Origin of the sequence: Bacillus sp. 103mf, assembly GCF_900116295.1 — a bacterium.
GTDB classification, from domain to species: domain Bacteria; phylum Bacillota; class Bacilli; order Bacillales; family Bacillaceae_G; genus Bacillus_A; species Bacillus_A bruguierae.
This window is the reverse complement of sequence record NZ_FPAF01000001.1, coordinates 513827-540750: the sequence shown is the minus strand read 5'-3', so window position 1 is coordinate 540750 and position 26924 is coordinate 513827. Positions and strand designations below refer to the sequence as shown.

The following is a 26924-nucleotide window of genomic DNA, read 5'->3' as shown; positions in this document are numbered from 1 at the left end:
GCAATTCATATAGAGAGAAAAGGGAGAATGTCTGATTTTATGAAAGAAATATGATATAGTGAACATAGTGTGGTACACACAAAATGGAGAAAACAGTTTTGTTTGTGTATACCTCAATTTCATGGTTATTCAGGAGGTATATAATTTGAAAAAGTTGTTTCGCATTATAGTAATTACTATTCTTATTTTAGCAATTGATCTATACGGGAAATTACTCGTTTCTCAATATATATTTCAATCCCCTCATTTAAAAAAAGAGCATAAAATTGTGAAAACCAAAAAAGAAAAAGAGATTAAAGGAGTACCCGAAACCATTCCGGAGTTACTTGGTAGTGATTCTGAAATTTTATTAGCAAATTGGGATGAACCATCGCGAATTGAACCATCTGCATATGGTTATGAATGGTGGATATATAATAAAAACTTAACACAATATGTGCAGTTTGGGATTAAAGAGCATAAAATTGTTACGATTTATGTTAGTGGAGAGAAAGTAAATATTTCGCCATTTCATATTGGGGAAACATATGAAGATATTTATAAGAAAAATCCGTTTTCACATGAAATTTCACTTAAAATGGGAAAAAATAGCTATCAATTCGAATTATCTGATGTTGAACTAACAGAACAACCACTCGTTGCTATAGAAGATGGATGGGCGCAATTATATTTTGATCATTTTACACATAAACTTGTTGGTGTTCGTTATATGGATGATGAAACGTTAATCAGCCAAAGACCGTATCAGATTGTTTTTTCTGGAGAATTAACGAATCCACAGCCATTATCACAAGAACAAATAAAACAAGTTGAACAAGGGAATGCACAGCAAATTTTAGATTTGACAAATGTAATTCGAAGTCGTAACCATCTTCCATTATTAGTATGGGATCAGCAAGCAGCGGTAGTAGCATATGAACATAGTAAAGACATGAAAGATAACAACTATTTTTCACATGATTCACCTTCGTTTGGAACATTAGGAGATCGTTTACAAAAAGGGAATGTATCATTTCAGCTAGCGGGAGAAAACATTGCAGCGCAGCATAGTGATGGAATTGCAGCGGTTCAAGGATGGTTAAATAGTGAAGGACATCGAAAGAATTTGCTAAATGAACAATTCACTGGTTTAGGAATTGGAGTGTATGATAAATTTTATACGCAAAATTTTATTCAAAAGTAAGGTGTATGGATTGCCTAAAAATAGGCGAACCATGCGCCTTTTTTTTCTTACAATATAGTAAAAGATACATCTGGTGGGGTGATTGTAATGACGACGGTGAAAGGAGATTTACATCCTTCTATTCAAAAGTTCAAAGAGTTTGTACGTCAGCATCCAAAGATGGTTCATGACGTTCGAAATGGAAAGAAATCATGGCAACAGTTTTACGAAGAATGGTATTTACTTGGAGAACAAGATGGTGTGTGGAATCGCTACAAAGTAAATGGAGAGATAGTTCCTCCACCTGTACAAGAAGAGAGCGGAGAAAAGCTTGGTGATTTTATGGGACAAATGGTATCGTTTTTAAAAAAAATAGATGTAGAACAGGTGCAGCAACATTTAGCGAATATGACGACTGCCATTGGAAGTGTGCAGCAGGTTATTCAACAGTTTCAAGGGGATCAAACAACAAAGCAACAGCGTAATTCCGAAAATAATCCGTTTTTCTTTCAAAAAGATTAGGAGGAAAGGTGATGAGAACTGAACTCATCGAATTTGTAAGGTCGAATGAAGATTTACAGAAATATATTCGAGAGCAACCATATTGGTATCGGAAACTTTCTAGAAATCCAAGTGAAAAAGAAGCATTTGAATTAGCAGCCATGCAATATTTTAAAAAGACAATCCCAGACAAGGTAGCTAAGTTTCAAAATCAATTATCCGTTGCTTCTCTTATGATAGACATGTTTCAATATATGAAACAGCAAAACGTTAATTAATTGGAAGTAAAAAATGTGTCCGTCATGCGAAACTTTTGTTACAATAAAAATGGATTATAGAAAAAGGAGTTATAGCATGACGGAAATTTGTTTAGTACGACATGGACAAACTGATTGGAATTTTCAAGAGATTATTCAAGGAAGAGAAGATATTCCTTTAAATGAAATTGGAAAAAAGCAAGCAAGTCAAAGTGCAGTAGCTTTAAAAGCTGAATCATGGGATATCATCGTTAGTAGTCCACTAGTAAGAGCATATGAAACAGCGCAAGCTATTGCTAATGCGGTGAAAATAGACACAATTCATCTTGATGAACGTTTTATGGAACGAAATTTTGGAGTAGCATCCGGAAAGCCAGTTGCTGAAGTTAGACAGTTTATTGCAGATGGTAACGTGGAAGGAATGGAAACGGATCAAGAAATTGTTGAGCGGTGTTTTGTAGCATTAAAAGATGTTGCTCAAAAATATATGGGAAAACGTATTATTATTGTTGCACATTCCCATGCAATTAAAGCGATGTTACATGCTATTTCTCCAGAAGAAATTACGTTTCAAACACCACTACAAAATGCTTGTATCAGTTATGTGAGAGAAATAGAGGGAACGTGGGAAATTTTGAAGTACAATATTGCCGAACATATTTGTCTGTAATCTATATCTGAATAAAGTCATGGAATTAGTAGTTCTGCTGTAAATGTGATATGATTAATATTCGGAGGTGTCTCTCATGATTGCAGCGACGCTAGAGAGCGTAATGATTTTAGACAAGGCTGAACAACTTGCAAAGGCAGTTGTTCTTTCAGATATAGCAGAGCAATACCGCAAGTGCTACTATGCATTGCAGCAAGATTCGGAAGTACAAACGCTAATAGGGCAATTTACAGAAATGAAAGAGCGTTATGAAGAAGTGCAGCGCTTTGGAAAATATCATCCGGACTATACATCTGTATCGAAACAAATGCGGGAGTTAAAACGAGCAGTAGATTTACATGAAAAAATAGCTGCTTTTAAAAAGGCGGAAAATGATTTACAAAAGTTATTGGATGAGATTAGTGTAATTATGGGTGCTGAGATTTCTCCTGCTATTAAAGTTCCGACAGGCAACCCGTTTTTTGATGCAGGTGGTTGTGGAGGCGGTTGTGGTTCTGGAGGTAGTTGCGGGTGCAAAAAAACGGGGTAATCTGCCCCGTTTTTTAGAATATAGAAGAAAAAAGAATGTAAGAAATGGCTTCCGGTATTTTTAATATTTGAAAATCGATGATGAAGCCTTCATCGGTAGGGGTACCCATTAATACAGGATAAATTTCTGTGGCTTATTATGAAATAAAGTGAAACTTCCGTCAGTGGGGGTCTTACTGCCCGTTAATGCGGGATAAATGAATGATATTAAATAAAAGGAGAACATTATGTTTGGGCAACGACAAAGTATGATTGTCTATCTACATTCCTTAAAACATGCTAAAATTTTAAGGAAATATGGAAACATTCATTACATATCGAAACGGTTTAAATATGCTGTTGTGTATTGTGATATGGAGCAATTAGAACATATGATGCAAAAATTAAATAAGCTTCCGTTTGTAAAAAAAATAGAGCCATCTTATCGGCCGTTTTTAAAAACGGAGTTCGAAAATTCCAGACCAGATCGTGCGAAAGAATATGATTATAATAAGATAGATTAAAACCCCACCTAAATTCTGGTGGGGCTTTCTTGTATTCTTCACCTTATTGCATCGGTGGAATAAAATGATTCATTCGTAAAATACCGATGAGATGGTTGAAGTATAGTTCATTTTCTGGAAATGTAGTAGATGGTTTTACAGTAAAAGAAACTACTTTTTTTCCGATTTGTTCAGCTGTTTCTTCAAATAAAGTAATTCGTTTGCTTTTTTTATCTGTTAATACAGGAATCCCTTCTCGACATATGTATAAAGGCTGAAAATCGCCTACTGTCGTGGGGTGAAGAACAACGACGAGAGAGCATACAGCTTTGTCGTTTTTCGAAGTATTAAATTGAAGCATATGCGATACTCGATGTTTGTTTGCTTTTGCAATTTCGAGTAATTCGTATAAATCGGAGTATCCTTCTCCTAGTTCAATAAAACGTTGAATCATGTCTTTTCCTCCTCTTTCTTTTACTGTATCATTTCAGTTTCAAAATGAAAAGGAGACAAAGAAAAAACCCTGCCGAAGCAGGGCCCTTCTTATACTAGCATGACTAGCAAGAAGGCAAAGGGAGAGGAGAAACCGGAGGAAGAACTTATGGGGAAACGTAAGTCTTCTCCGCGGTTGGCAACAACATCGAAGGTGATGTTGTTATACTTATTTATCCCCAAACTGTATGAAGATATACATTATAAAATTAAATTTTCTCTTTTCCTTTTTATTTTTCTTTCGCATGTTTTATGATAGGATAAAAAAGGTGAATATACATAAAGTGAAACTTTCATCAGTGGAGGTATTATTGCCCACGAATAGCGGGATAAAGTTGAGCTTATACAAGAATGATTTATATGAACATTTGTTATATGAATCCATTTTGATTTTTCGACATATAGATTGCTGTTATGCAAAAACAAAGGAGCCTGCACTTGCCTTCTTCCTTTGTTTGAACTTCGCATGTGGCAGAAAAAGGCTCTGACCGCTTCTATGCATAGCCAGATGCCCTCGCCCACCTAATGAGAATGGTTTTATGTCGTTTTTTAATTTGGATTTATATAGAAAGAGATAAAGGTAGTGAAAAATTATGAGAGTAGTTTCGGGAAAGTGTAAAGGTCATCCTTTAAAAGCTGTACCAGGTAATACAACACGGCCGACAACAGATAAGGTGAAAGAAGCGATTTTTAATATTATCGGTCCTTATTTTGACGGTGGTTTAGCTCTTGATTTGTTTGGCGGGAGCGGTGGGCTTGGTATTGAGGCTCTTAGTAGAGGGATAGATAAGGCTATTTTTGTTGATCGTGATGGAAAAGCAATAAAGGTTATCCATCAAAATTTAGAAAGTTGCAAGTTAGAAGCGCAAGCTGAAGTATATAGAAATGATGCAGAACGTGCTGTAAAAGCGCTTATGAAACGTAAGTTATTGTTCGATCTTGTACTATTAGATCCGCCGTATAAAGATCAAAAGATTGTTTCTTTAATAAGTATAATGGATCAACATGGTCTATTGAAAGAAGATGGAATCGTTATGGCTGAACATGGGGTAGATGTAGAACTACCTGAAACTATTGGTAGACTTGTGAAGGTAAGAGCTGAAAACTATGGTATTATAGCGATTTCGATTTATAAGTACGAAGGTGAGGGGACCGAATGGCAAGCATAGCAATTTCTTCGGGAAGTTTTGATCCGATTACGCTTGGACATTTAGATATTATTAAAAGGGGTGCAAAAGTTTTTGATGAAGTATATGTTGTGGTTTTAAATAATTCATCAAAAAAACCGCTTTTTACGGTAGAGGAGCGTTTAGAATTAATTCGTGAGGCGACAAAAGACATTCCGAATGTAAAGGTTGATTCGCATAGTGGGTTATTAGTTGAGTATGCGAGGATGCGTAATGCGAATGCGATTTTACGCGGTTTACGTGCGGTATCTGACTTTGAATATGAAATGCAAATTACATCCATGAATCGCAAATTGGAAGAGAATGTAGAAACGTTTTTTATTATGACGAATAACCAATATTCCTTTTTAAGTTCAAGTATTGTAAAAGAGGTAGCTCGTTATGGTGGTAATGTTTCTGGGCTTGTTCCACCAATTGTAGAACGTGCTTTAAAAGAGAAGTTTCAAACCCCGTTATGATGAACGGGGTTTTTTGTTATGAATGAGACGTAAAAAGAGTAACGTAACATATAAATATAAACAAAATAGTGTAAAAGTCGGACCGTACATAATAAGTGAGGTCCATCCTTTTGCAAACACGGTAGATTGTTCAGATAAAAAGACTGGAATGTCATATTGAGTAGGTGAAAAAGAATGTAATTTTTCATAAAGTGGTCCCCAAAATATGTATGTATAGATTGGAGCAAGGAAACTTTGAATAATACGTGCAATAAAGTATGGTTTAAAGCGAATATCTGTTTCTGCTAAAATGCTGGCAACTTGAGCTTGGATGGAAAGACCGCTAAATGCTAAAACAAAACTTGTCATCATGGCTTGTTGTAAAAGAGAAGTGTGTTCTGTTTGGCTAATCATTTGACTCCCGAGTGTCATTTCAAAAAGGCCTGACAAAATAGGGAAACTAAAATAAGGCGAAAGTTGAAATGCAACTAATATTTGTTTCATAATAAAAGCAAGGAAAGTTGTAATATGAAACACAGTTAACATTTTATTTAAAACAGAGAATAAAATAATAAACCCGCCAATCATAAGTAATGTTTGAACAGAAGAATTAATCGCATCACCAATTAATTTGCCAATGGGACGTTTTTCTTGTAAGCGAGTTTTATGAAGAACAGAAAAAGCTTGCCGCAATGGGATTGGCGGTGCATGCCTTTTTGCTTTTGGTTGCGCGCGATTATCTTGGTAAAAGCGCATGAGTAGTCCAACTGTGAAATTACTAACATAATGGGAGGCTGCTAAAATAAGTCCTAGTTTTGGGTTGTCAAAGAAACCAATCGCTACAGCACCAAAAATAAATAATGGATTAGAAGAGTTTGTGAAAGATACTAGACGTTCTGCTTCAATTTGTGTAAGTTGGTTTTCTTGGCGTAACCGAGCACTTAATTTTGCGCCTGCAGGGAAACCCGAGGCCATCCCCATTGCCCATACAAAGCCTCCGATACCAGGTACACGAAAGAGTGGACGCATCAAGGGTTCTAATAACACACCGATAAACTTTACAACTCCTAGCCCGATTAGAAGTTCTGCAATAATAAAAAAAGGTAGCAATGAAGGAAATACAACTTCCCACCATATATTTAAGCCTCGAATAGATGATTGTAGTGCTGCTTGGGGATGGAGTACGAGAGAAATTGTAATAAAAGAAACCGATATGGTGAGAAAGCTTGTTTTCCATTTTTCGTACATTTTGTATCCCCCTTTGTCCCAAATGTTCATTTCAGTATACGAGGATACATGGTGAAATTAGACCATAAGTATAAAAAGAGAGTGAAAAATTTTTGAGGGTGAAGAAGATGAGAGAACCGAAAATTGGATTAGCGCTTGGATCAGGCGGAGCAAAGGGATTTGCGCATGTTGGTGTTATTAAAGTGTTGCGAGACGCTGGTGTACCTATTCATATGATCGCAGGGAGCAGTATGGGGGCACTAATAGGTACGTTTTATGCAGCGGGATGTAATGTGGATCGTTTGTATCGTTTAGCGACAGTATTTAAGCGGAAGTACTATTTGGACTTTACTGTACCTAAAATGGGATTTATTACTGGAAAACGTGTAAAAGATATGATTAAAATGTTTACATATAATAAAAAATTAGAAGAGCTAGATATTCCAACAGCGGTTGTAGCAACTGATATTCTAAAAGGTGAAAAGGTTGTCTTTACACAAGGTTCTATTGCAGATGCTGTTAGGGCAAGTATTTCTGTGCCCGGTATATTTGTTCCAGAGAAAATAAATGGAAGACTGCTCGTTGATGGAGGAGTGATTGATCGTATTCCAGTATCGGTAGTAAAAAAATTAGGAGCTGATATTGTGATTGCTGTTGATGTATCTCCTATTAAGGTTAATGGAGAAGTTACATCCATTTATGATGTCATTATGCAAAGCATTGAAATTATGCAACACGAACTTGTAGTAAATAGACAAATTGCATCAGATTTAATGATGCATCCAGCTGTAGAACAATTTAGTTCGCGAGCCTTTACCAATATAGAAGATATTATTCGTGTTGGTGAAGAAGAAGCAAAGCAGCATATTCAAACAATTTACACATTGATTGAGCAGTGGAAGGAGAAAAAGGATGTTTAAAAAGTTTCGGTATTTATATGCACTACTTATTGGAGTAATTATTGCAATGCTAATTGTATTTGTCCCTCTGCCATACTATATTACAAAGCCAGGTATGGCAGAGAAATTAGAGCCATATGTAAAGGTTGAAGGAGGGAATAAAGAGAAAGGGGATTTTATGCTTGTTACAGTTTCGATGGGACGAGCGAATGTTGTGAATTTTCTTTCTGCTAAATTTAACAAATATGAAGAAATTTTTAAGAAGGAAGAAATTTTAAGAAAAGGTGAAAGTGATGAAGAGTATCAATTTCGCCAAGTATATGCAATGAAAGAGTCACAAGATGCGGCTATTTATAATGCTTATAAACGAGCAAATGCCCCTGTTACGTTTGAAAATCAAGGTGTGCTTGTAGTTGGTATTGCAAATGATATGCCAGCTGCTGAAAAATTAAAGCTTGGAGATCGTATTCTTGCTGTTGATGGGCAATCATTGCAAACGGCAGAGCAGTTTATTGCATATATGAAAACAAAAAAACAAAATGATGAAGTAAGTGTTAAATATGTCCATGAAAATAAAGAAAAGGAAGACAAATTTGTACTGAAGCCAATTCCAGAAGATAAAAGTCGCGCTGGTATTGGGGTTTCTATTATTACAGATAAGAAGCTTACAGTAAGTCCTAATGTGAAAATTGATGCGCATAAGATTGGGGGACCTTCTGCTGGTCTTATGTTTACGTTAGAAATTTATAATCAGCTCGTGAAAGAAGATATAACGAAAGGTCACGAAATAGCTGGAACTGGAACGATAAATGAAAAAGGAGAAGTTGGTCCAATTGGAGGTATTTCTCAAAAAGTAGTTGCAGCTCATAATGCAGGTGCAGAAGTATTCTTTGCTCCAAATGAGAATGGAAAAGAGAATTCAAATTATAAAGAGGCAGTGAAAACAGCTAAAGATATAAACACCAAAATGAAAATTATACCTGTAGATACGCTAGATGATGCGTTAACGTATTTGGATAAAATGTCAGAAAAAAAGTAAATCCTCTCGTTTAAGAGAGGATTTTTTTATCATTCTATTTTTAGACAGCGAAAGATAAAGAAGGGAAAGCTGGAAGATTCACTTTATCCCGCTATTCGTGGGTAGTAAGACCCCCACCTTAAGGCTGAGAGAGGGTCGTTGTCCAGCTCCAGTGTCTAGAATGTTCGGTGGCTTCGCTTCTTCCTACGAGGTAAAAAACGCCTCTACGTCAGAAGCTCCATCCCCCTCACATTCTGAGCGAGCCACTTCCGCTTTTCTAAAGAAGATCGGTGAGGGATAACTGCTGGTATGTGCAAGGTTGGGCGGGCTTTCCATCAGTGGGGGAGGAAGAACCCCTCACTGATGGAAGTTTCACTTTACAAAAATACATGTTGCACTTCGTTATACCGAATAGGGTGCTGCGTTATATCTCGCTTTATCATTTCACCACAAAGGGTTCCTTGTAAAATAGAGAAATAAGCAGCGCTTGCTTTTCGGTCTATATCTAGAAGAGGATGTTGTAACGTTTTTGTATGAGAAAGCAATGGAAGTGTTATTTGCTTTTTTTTTGCTGATATATACGCTTGTCCTTTTTGGGACATGCCGAGTAAACGAATATATTGTGCGTGTTGTTCTACATGGGCTTTGTGCATCTCTTCTTTTGTTGTGTTGGTTAAAATGTGTGTGCAAATGCGCTGTAGTCGTGTCCATGTGTAACGTTTTGTTTTTAATACTTCCATAAATTTTGTGAATGAAGTTGCTTCTTGGATAGAAGATAAAATCCGATGTTCCAACCCTTCCTCTACTTCATATATATTTTGTAATTGCGATGGTGACATGGTTAGGAGTTTATATTTTAGTAAGTGAAAATAATGCTCCCAATTATGTAATAGGTGATAGGAATGTTTATATTGCTCTAAAAGTAGGTTTGTTATTTTTGGAACAAAGGGAATAATTGTTGAAAAAGTTTCCGAATCATTAAATAATTGTTTGCGAATACTCGTTGCACTAGCAATTCGTTCATTTTGAAATGTTTCGTCATGATAGTGAGAAGCAAAACGCTTAATTGTACTTGCCTTCATTAAACTTTTTTGTTTGATAATTGCTTCTATGTAATGCATTCCTAAAATATTATTAGGCTCTGAAATGTCGATAGTAGCTATGTTTTTTTGTAAGGATGAAAATGCCTCAGAAGTTGCTTTCGCATAACTCATGCCTGTTTTTAAGTATCGCTGCACAAGGGAATGGAATGCCTCTTGCTCAGTTTGACGCAAAGTAACTGTATTGTAGAAATGTTCGATATTACCACTTTCACTCCCAAAACAAATCTCAGAGACACGAAGAGCATCTAATATTGAAATAGCACCGTTTGCAAATGTTTCAGCTTTTTGCGTTGCGAAGGCATATGGGAGTTCGACGACAATGTCCACACCATTTGCTAATGCCATTTGTGTTCGCGCCCATTTTGAAACGAGAGCAGGTTCCCCACGCTGTAAAAAGGGTCCGCTCATAACAGCAATGATGATATCCGCATTTGTTAACTTTTTTGTTTGTTGCATATGATAAGCATGACCATTGTGAAATGGATTATATTCAACAACAATGCCGCTAGCTTTTATAATAATCTCTCCTTTCAGTGTAGCATCTTTTTCTAAAACATGATAATCTATATATTATTTCCTATAATGACTTCATTATAGTGTAAAGAAAAAATATTGACAAATATACAATGGCTAGCTATAATTTTGTTTGTTGCCTTGAGGTGATATGATATGAAATGGTCCATCCATCAATTGAACAAATATCGACAAAAAGGACTAACGTTAGATGAGATGGTAGATGTAAGTGAGCTGAAAAATGTTGAGAAAGATGTTCGAGACATTACTCCTGTTCATGTGACAGGAAGAGTTGATTTTGGCTCTAACAAATTTACGTTCCATCTACATATAACAGGAAGCATGGTATTACCATGTTCTAGAACGTTAGTAGATGTAACATTACCATTTGACATTGAAACAACTGAAGTGTTCTTAGTTTCGAAAGAAGATTATGAAACTGAAGCAGATTTTCATTACTTAGAAGGAGAAGTACTTGACTTACTCCCTGTAATTAAGGAAAATATACTATTGGAGATTCCAATGCAAATTTTCAGTGAGGATGTTTCAGAAGGAACACCGATGCAAGGTCGAGACTGGCAAGTGATTTCGGAAAAAAGCGAAGAAAAGCCTGTTGATCCAAGATTGGCAGGACTTGCGAAGTTTTTTGACAAATAATCAGAAGACCGGTTCGGTCCTTCGTATGAAAATAACTTTCTCTTTTAAGGAGGTGGGAAGAATGGCTGTACCTTTTAGAAGAACTTCTAAAACAGTAAAAAGAAAGCGTCGCACGCATTTCAAATTATCAGTACCTGGTATGGTAGAGTGCCCAAGCTGTGGTGAAGCAAAATTAGCTCACCGTGTATGTAAAGCATGCGGTACTTACAAAGGTAAAGAAGTAATCAGCAAGTAATTGCAAAAATAAACGCAGGAGGGAAACCTTCTGCGTTTATTTTTTTGCTTTTCTTTACATGTTATTCTTCTATCTTTTCTAGTAACTGCATATGTTTAATAAAAAATGCATAAGGAGGACTAGAGAGATGGCAACAACAAGACAAGATGCATGGACTGATGACGAAGATTTACTTCTGGCAGAAGTAGTGCTCCGGCATATTCGCGAAGGGGGAACGCAGCTTTCTGCCTTCAAAGAAGTAGGGAGACATTTATCGCGGACACCTGCTGCTTGTGGATTTCGTTGGAATTCTTACGTGCGTAAACAATATAAAGAACGCATTGAAGAAGCAAAGCAAATACGAAAAGCTGAAAATTATGAAGTGCAAGAACAAAAGAAGGAGAAAGTGAGCTCTCTTTCAATAACGTTAGAAGATGTAATTGTTTTTTTACAAAGTTATAAAAAAGAAGAAGAAGAAATGGAGTTATATAAAAAAATTGAGGCGTTGCAAAAGGAAAAAGAAGGGCTGCTGCAGCAATTGTCTTTGTATGAAGAAGAATATCGTACTTTATTTGATTATATTGACCGAAAAAGAAACTCGATGGTATTAGAGCCTTCTGAAAGAGAAAGGAAACGAGAAAAAGGAATACTTGAAAAAACATCAAAATAAAAACAGCTGTCACGCAGCTGTTTTTATTTTTAAGCGGATTCACTTTTTGTAACCGCATTCAAATTTGCGTTTGGATACCAAATATAGAAATCACCATCATCAATGGTTACTTTTTCGAAGTGTAATTTCTCCCAAAAATCAGCAGATTGGACACGAGCAATCGTTTTGATAGGAAGATGCAATTGTTTTGCATAATCGACAAGCATCTTACCGAATCCTTGTTTTTGGAATATTGGTAACACTTCAAGTTTAAAAAGTTCTACATAAGGGCCAGAAAACAATTTGTTGCTGGACTGTTGTTTCGTATACAAGCTCATGCGTGCGATAAGAGAACCGCCGTAATAAATTCCATAAAAGGGGGATTCGCTATCGTTTTCGATGATATTTGCTTGTAAATCTTCCAGCATAGATAATTCTTCAGCGCCGCATCCTTTGAATTTTTTAAACTCTTCTAACGTTTTATAATTGATGAGCAAGCGCTCAACTTTCGGGAAATGCATAGAATCACATCCTTTTCTTGTTGTAAAATAAAGAAAAGTATAAATATTTACAATAATATTATAACGCATTTTTTTAATTTTATGAAGAAAAGAGATCATTCTTTCAGTATTTTTTTTAGAAGTTTGCTAAACTAATTTTATAAACTATATAAATACAAATTAAAAAATCGACATATAAACCCTCTTTCTTTTTAGGGGGCGAGAGCATCTGGCCATGCATAGTAGCGGTCAGGGCCGTTTTCTGCCACATGCAAGGTTTAAAACAAAAGGAGTAAGCAAGTAGTGGTCATGTTGTATCTTTTAAATTTTGATGTATAGCGTGATGAAAATGGGGGTCTTTTTAAAAATGGAAATTGGAATTGTTGGGCCAGGAGCAATCGGACTTCTTTTTGCGTTTTATTTACAAAAAAATGAGCAGGATGTCAAACTGTATACACGAACAGTAGAGCAATCTGAGCGCTTGAATAAGTGCGGGATTACATGTGTGCAAAATGGTATGAGGGAAACTGTATTTCCTCGTGTTAGCCCTTTAGAGAATATAAAAAATGAAACACATGATTATACATTTATCGCGGTAAAACAATATCATTTAGAAGAGATATTACCGTATTTGCAAGCGGAAAAACGACTTATTTTCTTGCAAAATGGAATGGGACATCTTCATTTATTACAGCAAATTCAAGGCGCTAGTGTTGCAATAGGAATTGTAGAACACGGAGCGAAAAAGGAAAATGCGAGTATCGTTCATCATACTGGGATAGGTAGTACAAAATTTGGGATTATACATGGAGAAAAGGAACGATTTGAAAATCTGTTTACTGTGTTTTCTTCTAGTCTATTTCCGGTAGCAATTGAAAATGATTGGAAACAAACAATGATAAATAAGCTTGTCGTTAATGCGTGTATCAACCCATTAACTGCGCTGTTTGGTGTGCAAAATGGAGAGTTATTGACAAATCCCTCGTTTCACAAAGTGATGAAGCAAGTGTTTTCAGAAGTAATGGGAATTGTCGGCGACTTACAATGTGGAGAGTATTGGGAGCGTGTATGTACAGTATGTGAAAATACAGCTCATAATATTTCCTCTATGTTAACGGATATACGCAATAATAGAAAAACAGAAATTGATGCAATTGTCGGTTATTTAATTCAAGAAGCAGAGAAGCAACAAAAATCAGTTCCGACGCTGTCTTTTTTGTATCATTCTATAAAAGGATTAGAAAGATAAGAGATATTCTTTGCTTTTACAACGAACATTGACTACAATTTGGTTGGTGAGAGATCAGGAGATGAAAGGAAGAAGTATATGGAGATAAAAGAAATCTCTGTCCCGCTTCAAGGAGTTGTTGCGGACTATTTAAACCATGAAAAAGATATTCAAGAATGCTTTGATTATCAAATAACAGAAGAGAGCTTTGTAAGACGTATACAAGATTTACGAAATAGACAGTATCCAAGACAAGAGTTAGTATCACATTTATTACAATATAATCAAGAATTAAATGCAGGAGAAAAAACGCTTCAAAATATTCATGCTTTGTTGGAAGAAGATACATACGTTGTTGTAGGGGGACAACAAGCTGGATTACTAACAGGTCCTCTTTATACAATTCATAAAATTATATCTATTTTACAACTTGCAAAGGAAAAAGAAGCTTCACTTGGAGTGCGAGTTGTTCCTGTTTTTTGGATTGCTGGGGAAGATCATGACATTGATGAAATTAACCATGCGTTCGTTACGAAAAACGGAAAAGTGAAAAAAACAATTTTTCATGAACGTCATCTAAATAAAGCAAGTGCTTCTGAAACGGAGATTTCCATCGAGGATTGTAAACAATGGATTGAAGAAATATTTAAAACATATCCAGAAACAAAGCATACAAAGGATGTCTTTCGTTTTGTAGAAGAATGTTTACAGCAATCACGCACATATGTTGATTTTTTTGCACACTTTATTACAAAGCTATTTGCGCATTCAGGTTTAATCCTTGTAGATTCTCATCATCCTATCCTTCGGAATATTGAAGTTCCTTTTTTAAAAGAATTATTAGCGCGCTACAAAAATGTGCAAGTAGCACTTAACGATCAACAACGTGTATTACGTGATTTGGGGTATAAACCGATTATTGAAACAAAACAGAATGTAGTTCATATCTTTATGGAAATGAATGGGGAACGTCTTTTGTTAGAGGAAGAAGAAGGGTGTTTTATTTGTAAAGAAGGGATGTATTCGTTTTCCTACGAGGAGCTTATAGAAAGTATGGAAGATCATCCGGAACGATTCAGTAACAATGTTGTTACAAGACCACTTATGCAAGAATATATTTTTCCTACACTTGCATTTATTGGTGGACCAGGAGAAATTGCGTATTGGAGTGAACTACAACAAGTGTTTCATGCAATGGACTTCCAAATGCCGCCGGTTGTACCTCGTTTGACAATTAGTTATTTAGCGCGTGATATTGAAACTGATTTGCGGGATTTGCAGATTCAAGAGAGCGAAGTGTTCTGTGAAGGTATTGCTACATTACAAGAAAAGTGGTTATCTATGCAAGTTGAAGAGCCGATAGATAATCAATTTACGAATGCAGCGGAGCAGATTGGAGCAATTCATACATCTTTGCAGCAATTTGTTCAAAAAGTGAGTCCAGGCCTTCGAGATTTTGCGAAGAAAAATGAGTTGAAAATTATGCAACAACTTGAATTGTTAGAGCGGACACTTCAATCTGATTTAGAAAGAAAGTATGAAGTGCAGCTTAATAAATTCCGAAGAATCGAGCACTCATTAAAACCGCTAGGTGCGCCGCAAGAACGAATATGGAACATTTGTTATTATTTAAATGGCTATGGGCTTGATTTTGTAGAGCGAGTTATGAAACAAACTTTTAGTTGGAATGGAAAACATCATATTATAAAATTATAAAATCTTGCTCTTAAGAGCAGGATTTTATTTTATTTTGTGGAATTACCTGTAAAATAAATTTATTTATTGATTATGTATATCGTAAAGTATATGGGTTGAAAGTACTCTGTTTTTGAAGAACGGTTCTTTTTTGATAAAATGAAACAAAAAGAAGGTGAATTATTATCTTTTTCGGCATGTTTTTATGTAATTTCCCGAAAAAGATGATAAGATTTAGTATATAATAAGATAAGACTATTATTTAGTAGGGAGTGGAATTCTTACTAATTACTAACCTTGCCAATCGAAATTTTATGGACAATTATCCTGATTTCTCTTCATTTTTGAAGTTGGGATAAAAAGATGACTCCAAAAGATTATTTTGTAAAAAAGTAGGTGCAACAATGTTTAAACATGTAACAGTGCTTTTAAAAGAAACAGTAGATGGTTTAGAAATTAAACCAAATGGTACATATGTAGATTGTACGCTAGGAGGTGGAGGACATAGTGCTTATTTACTATCTCAACTTTCTGAAGAAGGAAGACTAATTGCATTTGATCAAGATGAGGTTGCAATTCAAAATGCAAAAGAAAAATTTTCTTCTTACAATGGTCAATTTATAACTGTAAAAAGTAACTTTCGTTATTTAAAGGAAAGGTTATATGAATTAGGAATAACAGAAGTAGACGGTATTTTATTTGATTTAGGTGTTTCTTCCCCACAATTAGATACGCCAGAACGTGGATTTAGTTATCACCACGATGCTCCGCTTGATATGCGCATGGATCAAAATGCCCCGCTAACAGCATATGACGTTGTAAATAGTTGGTCATATGAACAACTTGTAAGAATCTTTTTTCAATATGGTGAAGAAAAGTTTTCAAAGCAAATTGCAAGGAAAATTGAAGCGTACCGTGAAAAACAACCAATTGAAACAACTGGAGAACTAGTGGAGTTAATTAAAGAAGGGATTCCAGCTCCAGCAAGGCGAACGGGAGGACATCCTGCGAAGCGAGTATTCCAGGCAATTCGTATTGCAGTTAATGATGAATTGAAAGTATTTGAGGAAGCGTTGGAAGCGGCAATTGACATGACAAAAACAGGTGGCCGAATTAGTGTGATTACATTCCACTCGTTAGAAGATCGGATTTGTAAAACGACATTCAAAAGATATAGTACAACACCACAGCTTCCACCAGGATTGCCAATTATTCCTGACGAATACAAGCCGAAGTTGAAACTAATTACAAGAAAGCCGATTTTGCCTTCTGATGTAGAGTTAGAAGAAAATAACCGAGCGCGTTCTTCGAAGTTACGAATTGCTGAAAAACTATAAAAAGGAGAGAGAGGTATGTCGAATTTAGCTGTTAAGTATAAAAAGCAACAAATAGAAGTACAATCTCAAGCTCCGCAGCAAGTAGTACAGCCAGCTGTAAAAACAAAAGTTAAGCGAATTACAAGACTTGAAAAATTATTGTATGTTGCATTTATTGGTTTTTTACTATATGCATGCGTAGCCTTTATTGGTAATAAAGCGGCATTATATGAAGCTGATGCTAAAGTAACAGAAATAGAAAGCACTCGCATAAAACAACAAAAAGAAAATCAAGAATTACAAGCTGAAAAGGAAAAGCTAACACGTTATGATCGCATTGCAGAAATTGCAAAAAAACATGGGCTTGAAATTAATGCCAATCATGTAAAAGGTTTAAATTAATATAATAGGTGTGAAGAAGAGATGAATATACGTAAATTTCATACCAATAAAGGAGCAGGATTCTTCATTAAGGTGTTTCTCCTGCTCTTTTTTCTGTTGTTAGCCCGCTTTCTTTATATTCAGACAATGAAAACAGTGCATGGAGTAGATTTAAAACCAATTGCAGAGCGAAAACATAATAAAAATGGAGTACTTGAAGCGAATCGAGGAACGATTTACGATCAAAATGGTTACGTGCTTGCCCAAGATGCAAATTCATATAAGATGGTTGCCGCACTTAAAGGCCAAGAGCATGTGGAAGACAAAGAAGATGCTGCAGAGAAAATATCGAAAGTACTTGAAGTAGATAAAGAAAAGATTTTAGAGTATTTAAATAAAGATGCTGCGCAAGTAGAATTCGGATCGATTGGAAAAAACTTAACGAAAGAAAAGAAAGAACAAATTGTCAATATGCATATAAAAGGAATTTCTTTTGTTACAGAAAAAGCAAGAATATATCCGAATGGGGATTTTGCTTCTTATATACTTGGATTTGCAAAACCAAATGATGAAGGAATTGCAGAAGGAAAGTTTGGACTTGAACAAAGCTTGGATAAATATTTACGAGCTTCTAATGGAAGCATGAAGTATACAGGAGATACGAAAGGTATCGCATTAGAAAGTGGAAAACAGTCTGTGAAGCCGCCTAAAAACGGAGATAATGTATATTTAACAATCGACCAACATATTCAAAGTTTTCTAGAAGATGCGATGGTAGAGGCGGATAAACGTTATAATCCGTCTATGTTAATTGGGATCGTAGCAGATCCGAAAACAGGAAAGATTTTAGCGATGTCTAGCAGACCAAGTTATGATCCGAATAAACAAGATATCCAGTATTTTTTAAATGATCCGATTGCAAATGCTTATGAACCAGGTTCAACAATGAAAATCTTCACGTTAGCAGCTGCTATTAATGAGGGAGTATACAAAGGACAAGATTACTATCAATCTGGTAAATACAAAGTAGGGAATGAGGAAATTAAAGACCATAATAGCGGTGCAGGATGGGGTTCTATTACGTTTGATGAAGGAGTTGAGCGCTCATCGAACGTTGCTTTTGCTATTTTAGGAAATGAAAAGCTAGGACCTGATCGTTTTCGTCAATATATTCATAAGTTTGGTCTAGACGAAAAAACAGGTATTGATTTACCTAGAGAAGGCGAAAATACAATTTTATTTGATAAAAAAATCCAACAAGTAACAACAGCATTTGGACAAGGTTCTACTGTAACTCCGATTCAACTTGTACAAGCAGCTACTGCAATTGCTAACGATGGGAAAATGATGAAGCCCTATGTGATTGATCAGGTTGTAGATCCGATGGATGATAAAGTTGTCTTGCAACACCGTCCAGAGGAAGTAGGGAAACCAGTTACAAAAGAGACTGCAACGCAAGTAAGGCAACTGCTAGAACGGGTTGTAACATCACCAAAAGGGACTGGAACGATGTATAAACTTGATGGATATTCCGTTGGTGGTAAAACAGGAACAGCACAAATTCCAAATGGAAAAGGCGGTTATATGACAGGGCGAGAAAATTATATTTTCTCCTTCCTTGGTATGGCACCAATGGATGACCCGCAGCTTGTCGTATATTTAGCAATTAAACAGCCTAAATTGAAAGACACTGAAAATGGTGCACAGCCGTTATCTGAAATGTTTAAATCTGTAACGAAAAATAGTTTGGAGTATTTAAAAATCAAACCGAATGAAATAAAAGATGTGAAAAAGCAAGTACAACAGCAGCAAGCTACCGTTCCAAATGTAACAGGTAAAACAATGGAAGAAGCAAAGGGAATATTGGAAAAGGCGAAGTTTCGACCTGTTGTATTAGGAGAGGAAAAAGTTGGACAACAAGTGCCAAAAGCGAATGAAAAAACGTTAACGGGTGATCGCGTATTCTTAGTAGGGAATCAACCGAAAATGCCGAATATTAATGGTTGGGCACTTCGTGATGTGATGAATTTAGCTAAAATACTAAATCTTGATTTGAAGCTTTCAGGTACAGGATATGTAACAGAGCAAAGTGTTGCTGAAGGCACTCCGTTAAAAGAAAAAACGCAGGTAGAAATAAAACTTGAACCACCTCTTGAACCGCAGCAAGAAGCAGAGCAGGAGCCAAATAAGAAGGAACAGAAAGAGAGCACGTAACATAGAAGAGGTGTACGTGTTCTAATCAAACAAGTACAAGCATATATTGGAACAAGCTAGGTGTGAAGGAGGGGCTTGTTCCAATATGCGTGTATCGAATGTAACAGTGAGAAAACGACTTATTTTTGTGCTTATTTTTGGTATACTTATTTTTACAATTATTGATATTCGTCTTGGATATGTGCAGTTTTTTCTTGGAAATATGTTATCGGATCGTGCGAAAGATTCATGGAGTCGAAATATTACATTTGAGCCTGAACGGGGGAAAATTGTAGATCGAAATGGTGTGGAACTTGCAACAAATAAAAGTGCACCAACTGTCTTTGTGGTACCACGGCAAATCGAAAAACCAGCAGAGACTGCAGAGAAATTAGCTGCAGTTTTAGGTGTGTCGAAAGAAGAGATTTATCAACGCCTTACAAAAAAAGAGTCCATAGTCAGATTAGACAAAGGCGGGCGGAAAATTTCCCATGATAAGGCGAAAGAAGTGAGAGCTTTAAGTTTAAAAGGTGTATATATTGCTGAAGATTCAATTCGATACTATCCGTTTGGGAAATATTTATCACATGTGCTTGGATTTGCTGGGAGTGATAATCAAGGGCTTATGGGACTGGAGTCATATTATGACAAAGAATTAAATGGTGACAAAGGATATGTCCGTTTTTTTGCTGATGCGAAAGGACAACGCATGCCGAACATTGGTGATGATTATAAAGAACCTGGAGATGGCTTGAATTTAAAGTTGACAATTGATTCACGTGTTCAGACAATTATGGAGAGAGAATTAAATATTGCAGAGTCTACGTATCATCCAGATGGAATAATCGCGATTGCTATGAACCCAAATAATGGTGAAATTTTAGGAATGTCCAGTCGCCCGAGTTTTGATCCAGCAGATTTCAGGAGTGTTTCACCAGAAGTGTTTAACCGAAATCTTCCAGTATGGAGTACATATGAACCAGGATCCACATTTAAAATTATTACACTTGCAGCTGCTTTAAATGAAAAATTAGTAGACTTGGAGAAAGATACGTTTTATGATGATGGAGCAGCAGAAGTTGGCGGTGCAAGATTGCGTTGCTGGAAAGCAGGGGGGCATGGCAGCCAAACGTTTTTAGAGGTTGTTCAAAACTCTTGTAACCCAGGTTTTATAGAACTTGGAGACCGTTTAGGGAAAGAAAAGCTGTTTCAATATATCCGTGATTTTGGATTTGGACAAAAAACAGGTATTGATTTACAGGGAGAAGGCAAAGGGATTTTATTTGATTTAAAAAAAGTAGGACCTGTGGAACAAGCGACTACAGCGTTTGGTCAAGGAGTCTCTGTTACCCCGATTCAACAAGTAGCAGCAGTAGCGGCTGCTGTAAATGGAGGTACGTTATATCAGCCTTACATTGCGAAGGAATTTATAGACCCAACTACGAACAAAGTGATTAGTAAAAAAACGCCTGTCACAAAGAAACAAGTTATTTCCAAGGAAACCTCTGAAAAGGTGCGTTATGCACTTGAGAATGTTGTTGCAAAAGGTTCAGGTAACAAAGCTTATATTGATGGATATCGTGTTGGAGGGAAAACTGGTACAGCACAAAAAGTAAAAGATGGGAAATATTTGGATAATAACTATATCGTATCATTTATTGGGTTTGCACCAGCAGATGATCCGCAAATTGTTGTATACGTCGCTGTAGATAATCCAAAGGGAATTACACAATTTGGCGGGGTTGTTGCTGCGCCAATCGTTGGGAATATTCTGCGTGATGTATTACCGGTTATGGGAGTAGAGCCTAGAAAAGAGCAAATTGAAAAGAAATTAACTTGGGATGAGACGCCTTTAGTAGAGGTCCCTGATATAGTAGGTATGGATCGAAAGGAACTACAAAGTCAACTTGTCGACTTACAAATTGATGCCAGCGGTGATGGAAACAAAGTGGTTGAACAGTCTCCAAGACCAGGCACGAAAGTAAAAGCAGGCTCCAAGGTTCGAATATATTTTAATAAGTAAGTATGAAGGCATGTGTGTACGATATAATAACATTCAACTAACTATATAAATACAAATTGAAAAAACGACATAAAAACCGCCCTTTTTAGAGGGACGAGAGCATCTGGCCATGCATAGAAGCGGTCAGGGCCTGTTTTTGGTCACATGCTAGGTTTAAAACAAAAAGAGAAAGCGAGTAGCGATCATTTTTTGTTTTGCAGAGCAGTGACTTATATGTTGAAAAAACAAAATGGATTTATATATAGTAGTGAGATGTTTGATTCACATTGCCTGTTGATGAAATGTATGACGTTCTTATGTATGGAGTATTTTAACGGCTCCATTTATAAGGGGTAAATAAAGAGTAGAGAGGGTTTAAAGAAATGAAGTTGCATACACTCGTATCAAGTTTGCATGATTTTCCGGTTATTCCAAAAGAAAATCCGGAAATTACATCTATTGAAGCGGATTCACGTAAAGTGACAACTGGAAGTTTATTTGTATGTATAAAAGGTTTCACGGTTGATAGTCATGAATTTGCTATGCAGGCAGCCGCGCAAGGTGCGGCTGCTATTGTTGCGGAAAGGCCTATTGATGTTGACGTTCCAGTTGTACTTGTTAAAGATACAGTACGCTCTTTAGCGATGTTAGCGGATTATTTTTATGGACAGCCAACGCAAAAGTTACATTTAACGGGGATTACAGGTACAAATGGAAAGACAACAACATCGCATATAATGAACGAAATTATGCGCGCACATGGACATAAAACAGGCTTAATTGGAACGATTAATATGAAAATAGGTGATGAAACGTTTGAAGTGAAAAACACAACACCTGATGCATTAACGTTACAAAAGACGTTTTATAAAATGGTCGAACAAAATGTAAACAGTGCTATTATGGAAGTATCTTCACATGCTTTGCATCTTGGAAGAGTGCATGGATGTGATTATGATGTAGCGGTGTTTACAAACTTAACGCAAGATCATTTAGATTATCATAAAACGATGGAAGAGTATAAATATGCAAAAGCCTTGCTATTTGCACAACTTGGTAATAGCTATCACCATAATCGTATCAAGTATGCTGTATTAAATAATGACGATGCTGCAGCAACAGACTATATGAAAAGTACAGCAGCTACAGTGATTACGTATGGTATTGATACAAAAAGTGATATAATGGCGAAAAACATTGAGATGACAAGTGCTGGTACGAAATTTACACTCGTAACTCCGAGCGAAAGTATCGATATCACGATGAAATTAATTGGGAAGTTTAATGTATATAACGTGTTAGCTGCAACAGCTGCGTGTCTTGTTTCGGGTGTAGCGCTGCAAACAATTATTGATGTTGTAAAAGAATTAAAAGGTGTACCTGGACGCTTTGAAGTTGTTGATAGAGGTCAAGATTTTACTGTCATTGTTGATTATGCACATACACCAGATAGTTTAGAAAATGTATTGTTGACAACGAAACAATTTGCAAAAGGAAATGTATATTGTATTGTTGGTTGCGGTGGAGACCGAGATCGTACGAAACGACCAATTATGGCCAGTGTTGCCACTAAATATGCAACGCATGCGATCTATACATCAGATAACCCGCGCAGCGAACAGCCCAAAGCAATTCTTGATGATATGATAGAAGGTGTAAAAGGGAATAACTATGAAGTAATTGTTGATCGAAAAGAAGCGATATCTCACGCTGTTGCCGAAGCAAAAGCTGGAGATATTATTGTAATTGCAGGTAAAGGGCATGAGACATATCAAATTATCGGTACAGAAGTACATCATTTTGACGATCGTGAGGTTGCCGGTGAGGCAATTGCACAACGTTTAAGCATGAAAGAATAACAACAAGAGAGGGGGACTAAAAGTGCTTGAACAAGGATTATTAATTACAGTTGGGGTGGCATTTTTAATTTCTGTTGCGTTGTCACCAATTTTCATTCCATTTTTACGTCGTTTAAAATTTGGACAGAGCATTCGCGATGAAGGACCAAAATCACATCAAAAGAAATCGGGAACACCGACTATGGGCGGAATTGTTATTTTTATTTCAATTATGATTACGTCTATTATTATGATGTTTAAATTTCAAAAGGGTGCTGAGATGTACTTATTGCTTCTTGTTACATTTGGCTATGGTTTAATTGGATTTTTAGATGATTATATTAAAGTTGTTAAAAAAAGAAATCTTGGTTTAACATCAAAACAAAAATTAGTAGGACAATTTATTATTGCAGTAGCTTTCTTTATCATTGCAAAAGGACAAGGATTTGATACACATTTAAATATTCCAGGGACGGAAATTAAGTTTGACTTGCAGTGGGCATACTTTATTCTCGTGCTCTTTATGCTAATCGGAGCTTCAAACGCAGTTAACTTAACAGATGGTCTAGATGGATTATTAGCAGGAACGGCTGCCATTGCATTTGGTGCGTATAGTATTATTGCGTTTGCTGAGGGACAGTACACAATTGCTATTTTTTGTATGGCTGTTGTGGGAGCTGTATTAGGATTTTTAGTATTTAATGCTCATCCTGCAAAAGTATTTATGGGAGATACAGGATCTTTAGCTCTTGGTGGTGCTTTAGCTGCTGTTTCCATTTTAACAAAAACAGAATTGTTATTAGTTATCATTGGTGGGATGTTTGTTATTGAGACACTCTCTGTTATTATTCAAGTTGTCTCGTTTAAAACGCGAGGAAAGCGTGTATTTAAAATGAGTCCGCTTCATCACCACTATGAATTATGTGGTTGGTCAGAATGGCGAGTGGTTGTGACATTCTGGTCAGTAGGACTTTTATTTGCAGTGTTAGGAATTTATATCGGGGTGTGGATGTAATTGAAAACGATAATTGACTATCAAAATAAAAATATTCTTGTATTAGGTATGGCAAAAAGCGGCTATGCTGCAGCTGTCTTATTAAAGGAACTTGGAGCAAATGTGATTGTAAATGATAGCAAGCCGCTCGCTGAAAATCCGTTAGCGACAGAGTTGCAAGGGCAAGGCATAGAAGTTGTATGTGGTGGTCATCCTTTAGAATTATTAGAAAAAAATATTTCTGTTGTTGTAAAAAATCCAGGGATTCCATACTCTAATCCGTTACTTGTAGCGGCAAAAGAAAAAAATATTCCGATTGTAACAGAAGTAGAATTAGCATATCGTATTTCTGAAGCGCCCTTTATTGGGATTACAGGATCTAATGGGAAAACAACCACAACAACATTAACATTTGAAATGTTAAAAGAAGGAGAAAAACATCCTGTTATTGCTGGAAACATCGGTACGGTAGCATGTGAAGTTGCACAAGATGTAACAGAACAAGAAGTGGTTGTAACAGAACTTTCTTCCTTTCAATTAATGGGCATTGAAACGTTTCAACCGAAGATTGCGGTACTGTTAAACTTATTTGAAGCACACTTAGATTATCATGGTACGAAGGAAGAGTACGGCTTAGCAAAAGCGAATATCTTTAGAAACCAAACTGAAAATGACTTTAGCATCATTAATGCTGACGATGAAGATGTAATGGTGTTATCTGAGCAAAGTAAAGGACAAAAAGTATACTTTTCTACGACGAAAATGATTGAAGACGGCGCTTGTGTAAAAGATGGTGCTCTTTACTTCAAAGGCGAAAAAGTGATTGATATTCAAGATATCGTATTGCCGGGTAAACATAATTTAGAAAATATACTAGCTGCTATGAGCATTGCAAAGCTTATGGGAGTTGCAAATGAAGCAATTGAAGCAGTTTTAAAGCGCTTTACAGGTGTAAAGCATCGTTTAGAATATGTAACGACGATTCAAAATCGCAAGTTTTATAATGATTCGAAAGCAACAAATATGCTGGCGACAGAAAAAGCGTTGTCTGCATTTACGCAACCAGTCATTTTATTGGCTGGTGGACTAGATCGTGGGAATGAATTTGATGATTTAATTCCATACTTTGAGCATGTGAAGGCGCTATTTACATTTGGACAAACTGCACCGAAGCTTGTCAAAGCTGCGGAAAAGGCTGGAATGAAAGTAATTACATGTGTTGATAATGTGGAACAAGCAGTACAACAAGCGTTTACTTTGTCTGAAGAAGGAGATGTAATTCTCTTATCTCCTGCATGTGCGAGCTGGGATCAATTTAAAACATTTGAAGAAAGAGGAGACATGTTTATACAAGCTGTGCATAAGCTAGTATAAAGTGAAAGAATCATCAGGGGATTATTCCTACTGATGATTCTTTTATAGGTAGAATAATGTGAAATTTCTATTAGTGAGAGGATTTACCATCCGCTAATAGAAAGCCTTTACCAAATGGGTTCTTACAGGCAGTTTTTCATACATCTCTTCTTTGATATTGCACAATTTTGCGATGGAATCAGACTGCTTGCCTGAATAAATGAGACTTCGGTTGTGAAAAAAGTATGGTTAACGAAAAGCTGCATTCAAAGAGGTGATACTCATTGCGGGCAAAGAAGACGCCTGATTTTATTCTTATTATTGTAACTTTGTTACTTTTGACAGTAGGAATGGTGATGGTATACAGCGCTAGTGCTGTATGGGCTTCGTATAAAATGGGAGATTCATTCTTTTTTGCAAAGCGTCAATTGTTATTTGCTGGAATTGGTGTCGTTGCTATGTTTTTTATTATGAAGATTGATTATTGGGTGTGGCGTACATATTCCAAAGTGATTTTACTCATCTGTTTTGTTCTCCTTATTTTAGTTTTAATTCCGGGTATTGGACTGGTGCGCGGCGGGGCTCGAAGTTGGATTGGGGTAGGAGCATTCTCTATTCAGCCTTCGGAGTTTATGAAGTTTGCGATGATTATTTTTTTAGCGAAATTTTTATCGGAAAAACAAAAAATGATTACGTCTTTTAAACAAGGATTACTTCCTTCGCTTAGTTTTGTATTTGTTGCATTTGGCATGATTATGTTGCAACCAGATTTGGGAACGGGAACTGTAATGGTGGGAACTTGTATTGTTATGATTTTTGTTTCGGGAGCACGTATTTTTCATTTTGCCATGTTAGGATTAATAGGAATTGCAGGATTTGTTGGGTTGATTGCATCAGCACCATATCGAATAAAACGTATTACATCTTATTTAGATCCATGGTCAGATCCGCTTGGAAGTGGATTTCAAATTATTCAATCGTTACTTGCAATCGGACCGGGGGGGTTATTTGGTCTTGGCCTTGGACAAAGTAGACAAAAATTTCTTTACTTACCAGAGCCGCAAACAGATTTTATTTTTGCGATTCTCTCTGAAGAATTAGGTTTTATTGGTGGTTCGTTTGTGTTATTATTATTTAGTCTGTTGTTATGGCGTGGGATTCGTGTAGCGTTAGGAGCGCCAGACTTATACGGTACTTTTTTAGCAGTCGGGATTGTAGCGATGATTGCGATTCAAGTGATGATTAACATCGGCGTTGTAACTGGATTAATGCCAGTTACAGGAATTACCTTACCATTTTTAAGCTATGGTGGGTCCAGCTTGACCCTTATGTTAATGGCGGTTGGTGTGTTATTAAACATAAGTCGTCATTCTCGCTACTAAACCCTGTTTTTTATGACAGGGTTTTTCGTATGTAAAAATGGAAACT

The 26924-nt window shown here is 36.3% G+C and carries 27 protein-coding genes; 23 read left to right on the top strand and 4 right to left on the bottom strand.

Translation table 11 applies throughout. The features are described from left to right. Positions 1-145: 145 nt before the first annotated feature. The 6 genes from BM350_RS02610 to BM350_RS02585 all read left to right on the top strand — a co-directional run bounded on the left by BM350_RS02610 (position 146) and on the right by BM350_RS02585 (position 3621). The gene (locus tag BM350_RS02610) at positions 146-1183 is read left to right on the top strand and encodes a CAP domain-containing protein (RefSeq protein ID WP_090914344.1); all 1038 of its coding nucleotides are present in this window, start codon (positions 146-148) and stop codon (positions 1181-1183) included. An 87-nt stretch (positions 1184-1270) separates the two neighbouring features. Further along, positions 1271-1684 (top strand): YlbD family protein, encoded by a 414-nt coding sequence (locus tag BM350_RS02605; RefSeq protein ID WP_090914345.1) that lies wholly within the window; start codon positions 1271-1273, stop codon positions 1682-1684. 11 nt (positions 1685-1695) lie between these two features. Next, the gene (locus tag BM350_RS02600; protein WP_090914347.1) at positions 1696-1941 is read left to right on the top strand and encodes a YlbE-like family protein; all 246 of its coding nucleotides are present in this window, start codon (positions 1696-1698) and stop codon (positions 1939-1941) included. Between the two features lie 76 nt (positions 1942-2017). Next, positions 2018-2590, top strand: a complete 573-nt coding sequence (locus BM350_RS02595) for a histidine phosphatase family protein (RefSeq protein WP_090914349.1) — start codon at positions 2018-2020, stop codon at positions 2588-2590. A gap of 76 nt (positions 2591-2666) precedes the next feature. Then, entirely contained in the window at positions 2667-3119 is a 453-nt protein-coding gene (locus BM350_RS02590) for a YlbF/YmcA family competence regulator (RefSeq protein ID WP_090914351.1), read from the top strand. Between the two features lie 226 nt (positions 3120-3345). Next, the gene (locus BM350_RS02585) at positions 3346-3621 is read left to right on the top strand and encodes a YlbG family protein (RefSeq protein WP_090914352.1); all 276 of its coding nucleotides are present in this window, start codon (positions 3346-3348) and stop codon (positions 3619-3621) included. Between the two features lie 43 nt (positions 3622-3664). On the opposite strand, the gene BM350_RS02580 is transcribed toward BM350_RS02585, so the two are convergent. Then, on the bottom strand, positions 3665-4054 hold the full coding sequence (locus BM350_RS02580) for a DUF7147 family protein (RefSeq protein WP_090914354.1): 390 nt from the start codon (positions 4052-4054) through the stop codon (positions 3665-3667). A gap of 631 nt (positions 4055-4685) precedes the next feature. On the opposite strand from BM350_RS02580, the gene rsmD reads away from it, so the two are divergent. Next, positions 4686-5261, top strand: coding sequence for a 16S rRNA (guanine(966)-N(2))-methyltransferase RsmD (gene rsmD / locus BM350_RS02575; protein WP_090914359.1), 576 nt, complete (start codon positions 4686-4688; stop codon positions 5259-5261). Next, positions 5249-5737: a pantetheine-phosphate adenylyltransferase gene (coaD, locus tag BM350_RS02570; protein ID WP_020059268.1), complete on the top strand. Its 489-nt coding sequence runs from the start codon at positions 5249-5251 to the stop codon at positions 5735-5737. The genes rsmD and coaD overlap by 13 nt, the downstream gene beginning before the upstream one ends. On the opposite strand, the gene ylbJ is transcribed toward coaD, so the two are convergent. Then, positions 5732-6964: a sporulation integral membrane protein YlbJ gene (gene ylbJ, locus BM350_RS02565; protein WP_090914361.1), complete on the bottom strand. Its 1233-nt coding sequence runs from the start codon at positions 6962-6964 to the stop codon at positions 5732-5734. The two genes, coaD and ylbJ, sit on opposite strands and share 6 nt — an antisense overlap. A 107-nt stretch (positions 6965-7071) precedes the next feature. Here ylbJ and BM350_RS02560 point away from each other — a divergent pair, with 107 nt between their 5' ends. Then, positions 7072-7863, top strand: coding sequence for a patatin-like phospholipase family protein (locus BM350_RS02560; RefSeq protein ID WP_139207621.1), 792 nt, complete (start codon positions 7072-7074; stop codon positions 7861-7863). Then, positions 7856-8881 carry a SepM family pheromone-processing serine protease gene (locus tag BM350_RS02555; RefSeq protein WP_090914363.1) on the top strand — a complete coding sequence of 342 codons (1026 nt, stop codon included), beginning with the start codon at positions 7856-7858 and terminating at the stop codon, positions 8879-8881. Before BM350_RS02560 ends, BM350_RS02555 begins: the two co-directional genes overlap by 8 nt. Before the next feature lie 356 nt (positions 8882-9237). Here the strand turns inward: BM350_RS02555 and BM350_RS02545 are convergent, their stop codons facing one another. Further along, positions 9238-10479 (bottom strand): nucleotidyltransferase, encoded by a 1242-nt coding sequence (locus tag BM350_RS02545; protein WP_090914366.1) that lies wholly within the window; start codon positions 10477-10479, stop codon positions 9238-9240. A gap of 153 nt (positions 10480-10632) precedes the next feature. On the opposite strand from BM350_RS02545, the gene BM350_RS02540 reads away from it, so the two are divergent. The 3 genes from BM350_RS02540 to BM350_RS02530 all read left to right on the top strand — a co-directional run bounded on the left by BM350_RS02540 (position 10633) and on the right by BM350_RS02530 (position 12017). After that, a complete protein-coding gene (locus BM350_RS02540) occupies positions 10633-11133 on the top strand; it encodes a YceD family protein (RefSeq protein WP_090914368.1) in 501 nt (166 codons plus the stop codon). 61 nt (positions 11134-11194) lie between these two features. After that, positions 11195-11368 carry a 50S ribosomal protein L32 gene (rpmF, locus tag BM350_RS02535; protein ID WP_001984764.1) on the top strand — a complete coding sequence of 58 codons (174 nt, stop codon included), beginning with the start codon at positions 11195-11197 and terminating at the stop codon, positions 11366-11368. 127 nt (positions 11369-11495) lie between these two features. Next, a complete protein-coding gene (locus BM350_RS02530) occupies positions 11496-12017 on the top strand; it encodes an RsfA family transcriptional regulator (RefSeq protein ID WP_090914370.1) in 522 nt (173 codons plus the stop codon). Between the two features lie 29 nt (positions 12018-12046). Here BM350_RS02530 and BM350_RS02525 read toward each other — a convergent pair whose 3' ends face one another. Beyond that, complete coding sequence (locus tag BM350_RS02525) at positions 12047-12517, bottom strand: N-acetyltransferase (RefSeq protein WP_090914372.1); 471 nt, start codon at positions 12515-12517, stop codon at positions 12047-12049. Positions 12518-12863: 346 nt separating this feature from the next. Here BM350_RS02525 and BM350_RS02520 point away from each other — a divergent pair, with 346 nt between their 5' ends. The 10 genes from BM350_RS02520 (at position 12864) to spoVE (ending at position 26878) form a co-directional block, all read left to right on the top strand. Then, on the top strand, positions 12864-13745 hold the full coding sequence (locus BM350_RS02520; protein WP_090914374.1) for a 2-dehydropantoate 2-reductase: 882 nt from the start codon (positions 12864-12866) through the stop codon (positions 13743-13745). Positions 13746-13823: 78 nt separating this feature from the next. Beyond that, positions 13824-15440, top strand: coding sequence for a bacillithiol biosynthesis cysteine-adding enzyme BshC (gene bshC, locus BM350_RS02515; protein WP_090914375.1), 1617 nt, complete (start codon positions 13824-13826; stop codon positions 15438-15440). Positions 15441-15823: 383 nt separating this feature from the next. Then, positions 15824-16756: a 16S rRNA (cytosine(1402)-N(4))-methyltransferase RsmH gene (rsmH, locus tag BM350_RS02510; RefSeq protein WP_090914377.1), complete on the top strand. Its 933-nt coding sequence runs from the start codon at positions 15824-15826 to the stop codon at positions 16754-16756. Positions 16757-16771: 15 nt separating this feature from the next. Further along, positions 16772-17137 carry a cell division protein FtsL gene (gene ftsL, locus BM350_RS02505; protein ID WP_090914379.1) on the top strand — a complete coding sequence of 122 codons (366 nt, stop codon included), beginning with the start codon at positions 16772-16774 and terminating at the stop codon, positions 17135-17137. Positions 17138-17158: 21 nt separating this feature from the next. Beyond that, positions 17159-19330, top strand: coding sequence for a PASTA domain-containing penicillin-binding protein (locus tag BM350_RS02500; protein WP_090914381.1), 2172 nt, complete (start codon positions 17159-17161; stop codon positions 19328-19330). A gap of 85 nt (positions 19331-19415) precedes the next feature. After that, positions 19416-21332, top strand: a complete 1917-nt coding sequence (locus BM350_RS02495; protein WP_090914382.1) for a stage V sporulation protein D — start codon at positions 19416-19418, stop codon at positions 21330-21332. 362 nt (positions 21333-21694) lie between these two features. Next, on the top strand, positions 21695-23170 hold the full coding sequence (locus BM350_RS02490) for a UDP-N-acetylmuramoyl-L-alanyl-D-glutamate--2,6-diaminopimelate ligase (RefSeq protein ID WP_090914384.1): 1476 nt from the start codon (positions 21695-21697) through the stop codon (positions 23168-23170). Positions 23171-23192: 22 nt separating this feature from the next. Continuing rightward, complete coding sequence (gene mraY, locus BM350_RS02485) at positions 23193-24164, top strand: phospho-N-acetylmuramoyl-pentapeptide-transferase (protein WP_090914386.1); 972 nt, start codon at positions 23193-23195, stop codon at positions 24162-24164. Beyond that, on the top strand, positions 24165-25517 hold the full coding sequence (murD, locus tag BM350_RS02480; protein ID WP_090914388.1) for a UDP-N-acetylmuramoyl-L-alanine--D-glutamate ligase: 1353 nt from the start codon (positions 24165-24167) through the stop codon (positions 25515-25517). 263 nt (positions 25518-25780) lie between these two features. After that, positions 25781-26878 carry a stage V sporulation protein E gene (gene spoVE / locus BM350_RS02475; RefSeq protein WP_090914390.1) on the top strand — a complete coding sequence of 366 codons (1098 nt, stop codon included), beginning with the start codon at positions 25781-25783 and terminating at the stop codon, positions 26876-26878. Positions 26879-26924 lie beyond the last annotated feature (46 nt).

Coding starts and splice junctions, on each gene's coding strand:
- BM350_RS02525 (WP_090914372.1), bottom strand. CDS start 12,517: ATGCATTTCCCGAAAGTTGAGCGCTTGCTCATCAATTATAAAACGTTA.
- BM350_RS02500 (WP_090914381.1), top strand. CDS start 17,159: ATGAATATACGTAAATTTCATACCAATAAAGGAGCAGGATTCTTCATT.
- rsmD (WP_090914359.1), top strand. CDS start 4,686: ATGAGAGTAGTTTCGGGAAAGTGTAAAGGTCATCCTTTAAAAGCTGTA.
- BM350_RS02530 (WP_090914370.1), top strand. CDS start 11,496: ATGGCAACAACAAGACAAGATGCATGGACTGATGACGAAGATTTACTT.
- bshC (WP_090914375.1), top strand. CDS start 13,824: ATGGAGATAAAAGAAATCTCTGTCCCGCTTCAAGGAGTTGTTGCGGAC.
- BM350_RS02560 (WP_139207621.1), top strand. CDS start 7,072: ATGAGAGAACCGAAAATTGGATTAGCGCTTGGATCAGGCGGAGCAAAG.
- rsmH (WP_090914377.1), top strand. CDS start 15,824: ATGTTTAAACATGTAACAGTGCTTTTAAAAGAAACAGTAGATGGTTTA.
- BM350_RS02495 (WP_090914382.1), top strand. CDS start 19,416: ATGCGTGTATCGAATGTAACAGTGAGAAAACGACTTATTTTTGTGCTT.
- BM350_RS02555 (WP_090914363.1), top strand. CDS start 7,856: ATGTTTAAAAAGTTTCGGTATTTATATGCACTACTTATTGGAGTAATT.
- BM350_RS02540 (WP_090914368.1), top strand. CDS start 10,633: ATGAAATGGTCCATCCATCAATTGAACAAATATCGACAAAAAGGACTA.
- BM350_RS02605 (WP_090914345.1), top strand. CDS start 1,271: ATGACGACGGTGAAAGGAGATTTACATCCTTCTATTCAAAAGTTCAAA.
- BM350_RS02590 (WP_090914351.1), top strand. CDS start 2,667: ATGATTGCAGCGACGCTAGAGAGCGTAATGATTTTAGACAAGGCTGAA.
- BM350_RS02520 (WP_090914374.1), top strand. CDS start 12,864: ATGGAAATTGGAATTGTTGGGCCAGGAGCAATCGGACTTCTTTTTGCG.
- BM350_RS02600 (WP_090914347.1), top strand. CDS start 1,696: ATGAGAACTGAACTCATCGAATTTGTAAGGTCGAATGAAGATTTACAG.
- BM350_RS02490 (WP_090914384.1), top strand. CDS start 21,695: ATGAAGTTGCATACACTCGTATCAAGTTTGCATGATTTTCCGGTTATT.
- BM350_RS02585 (WP_090914352.1), top strand. CDS start 3,346: ATGTTTGGGCAACGACAAAGTATGATTGTCTATCTACATTCCTTAAAA.
- ftsL (WP_090914379.1), top strand. CDS start 16,772: ATGTCGAATTTAGCTGTTAAGTATAAAAAGCAACAAATAGAAGTACAA.
- BM350_RS02580 (WP_090914354.1), bottom strand. CDS start 4,054: ATGATTCAACGTTTTATTGAACTAGGAGAAGGATACTCCGATTTATAC.
- coaD (WP_020059268.1), top strand. CDS start 5,249: ATGGCAAGCATAGCAATTTCTTCGGGAAGTTTTGATCCGATTACGCTT.
- rpmF (WP_001984764.1), top strand. CDS start 11,195: ATGGCTGTACCTTTTAGAAGAACTTCTAAAACAGTAAAAAGAAAGCGT.
- BM350_RS02595 (WP_090914349.1), top strand. CDS start 2,018: ATGACGGAAATTTGTTTAGTACGACATGGACAAACTGATTGGAATTTT.
- ylbJ (WP_090914361.1), bottom strand. CDS start 6,964: ATGTACGAAAAATGGAAAACAAGCTTTCTCACCATATCGGTTTCTTTT.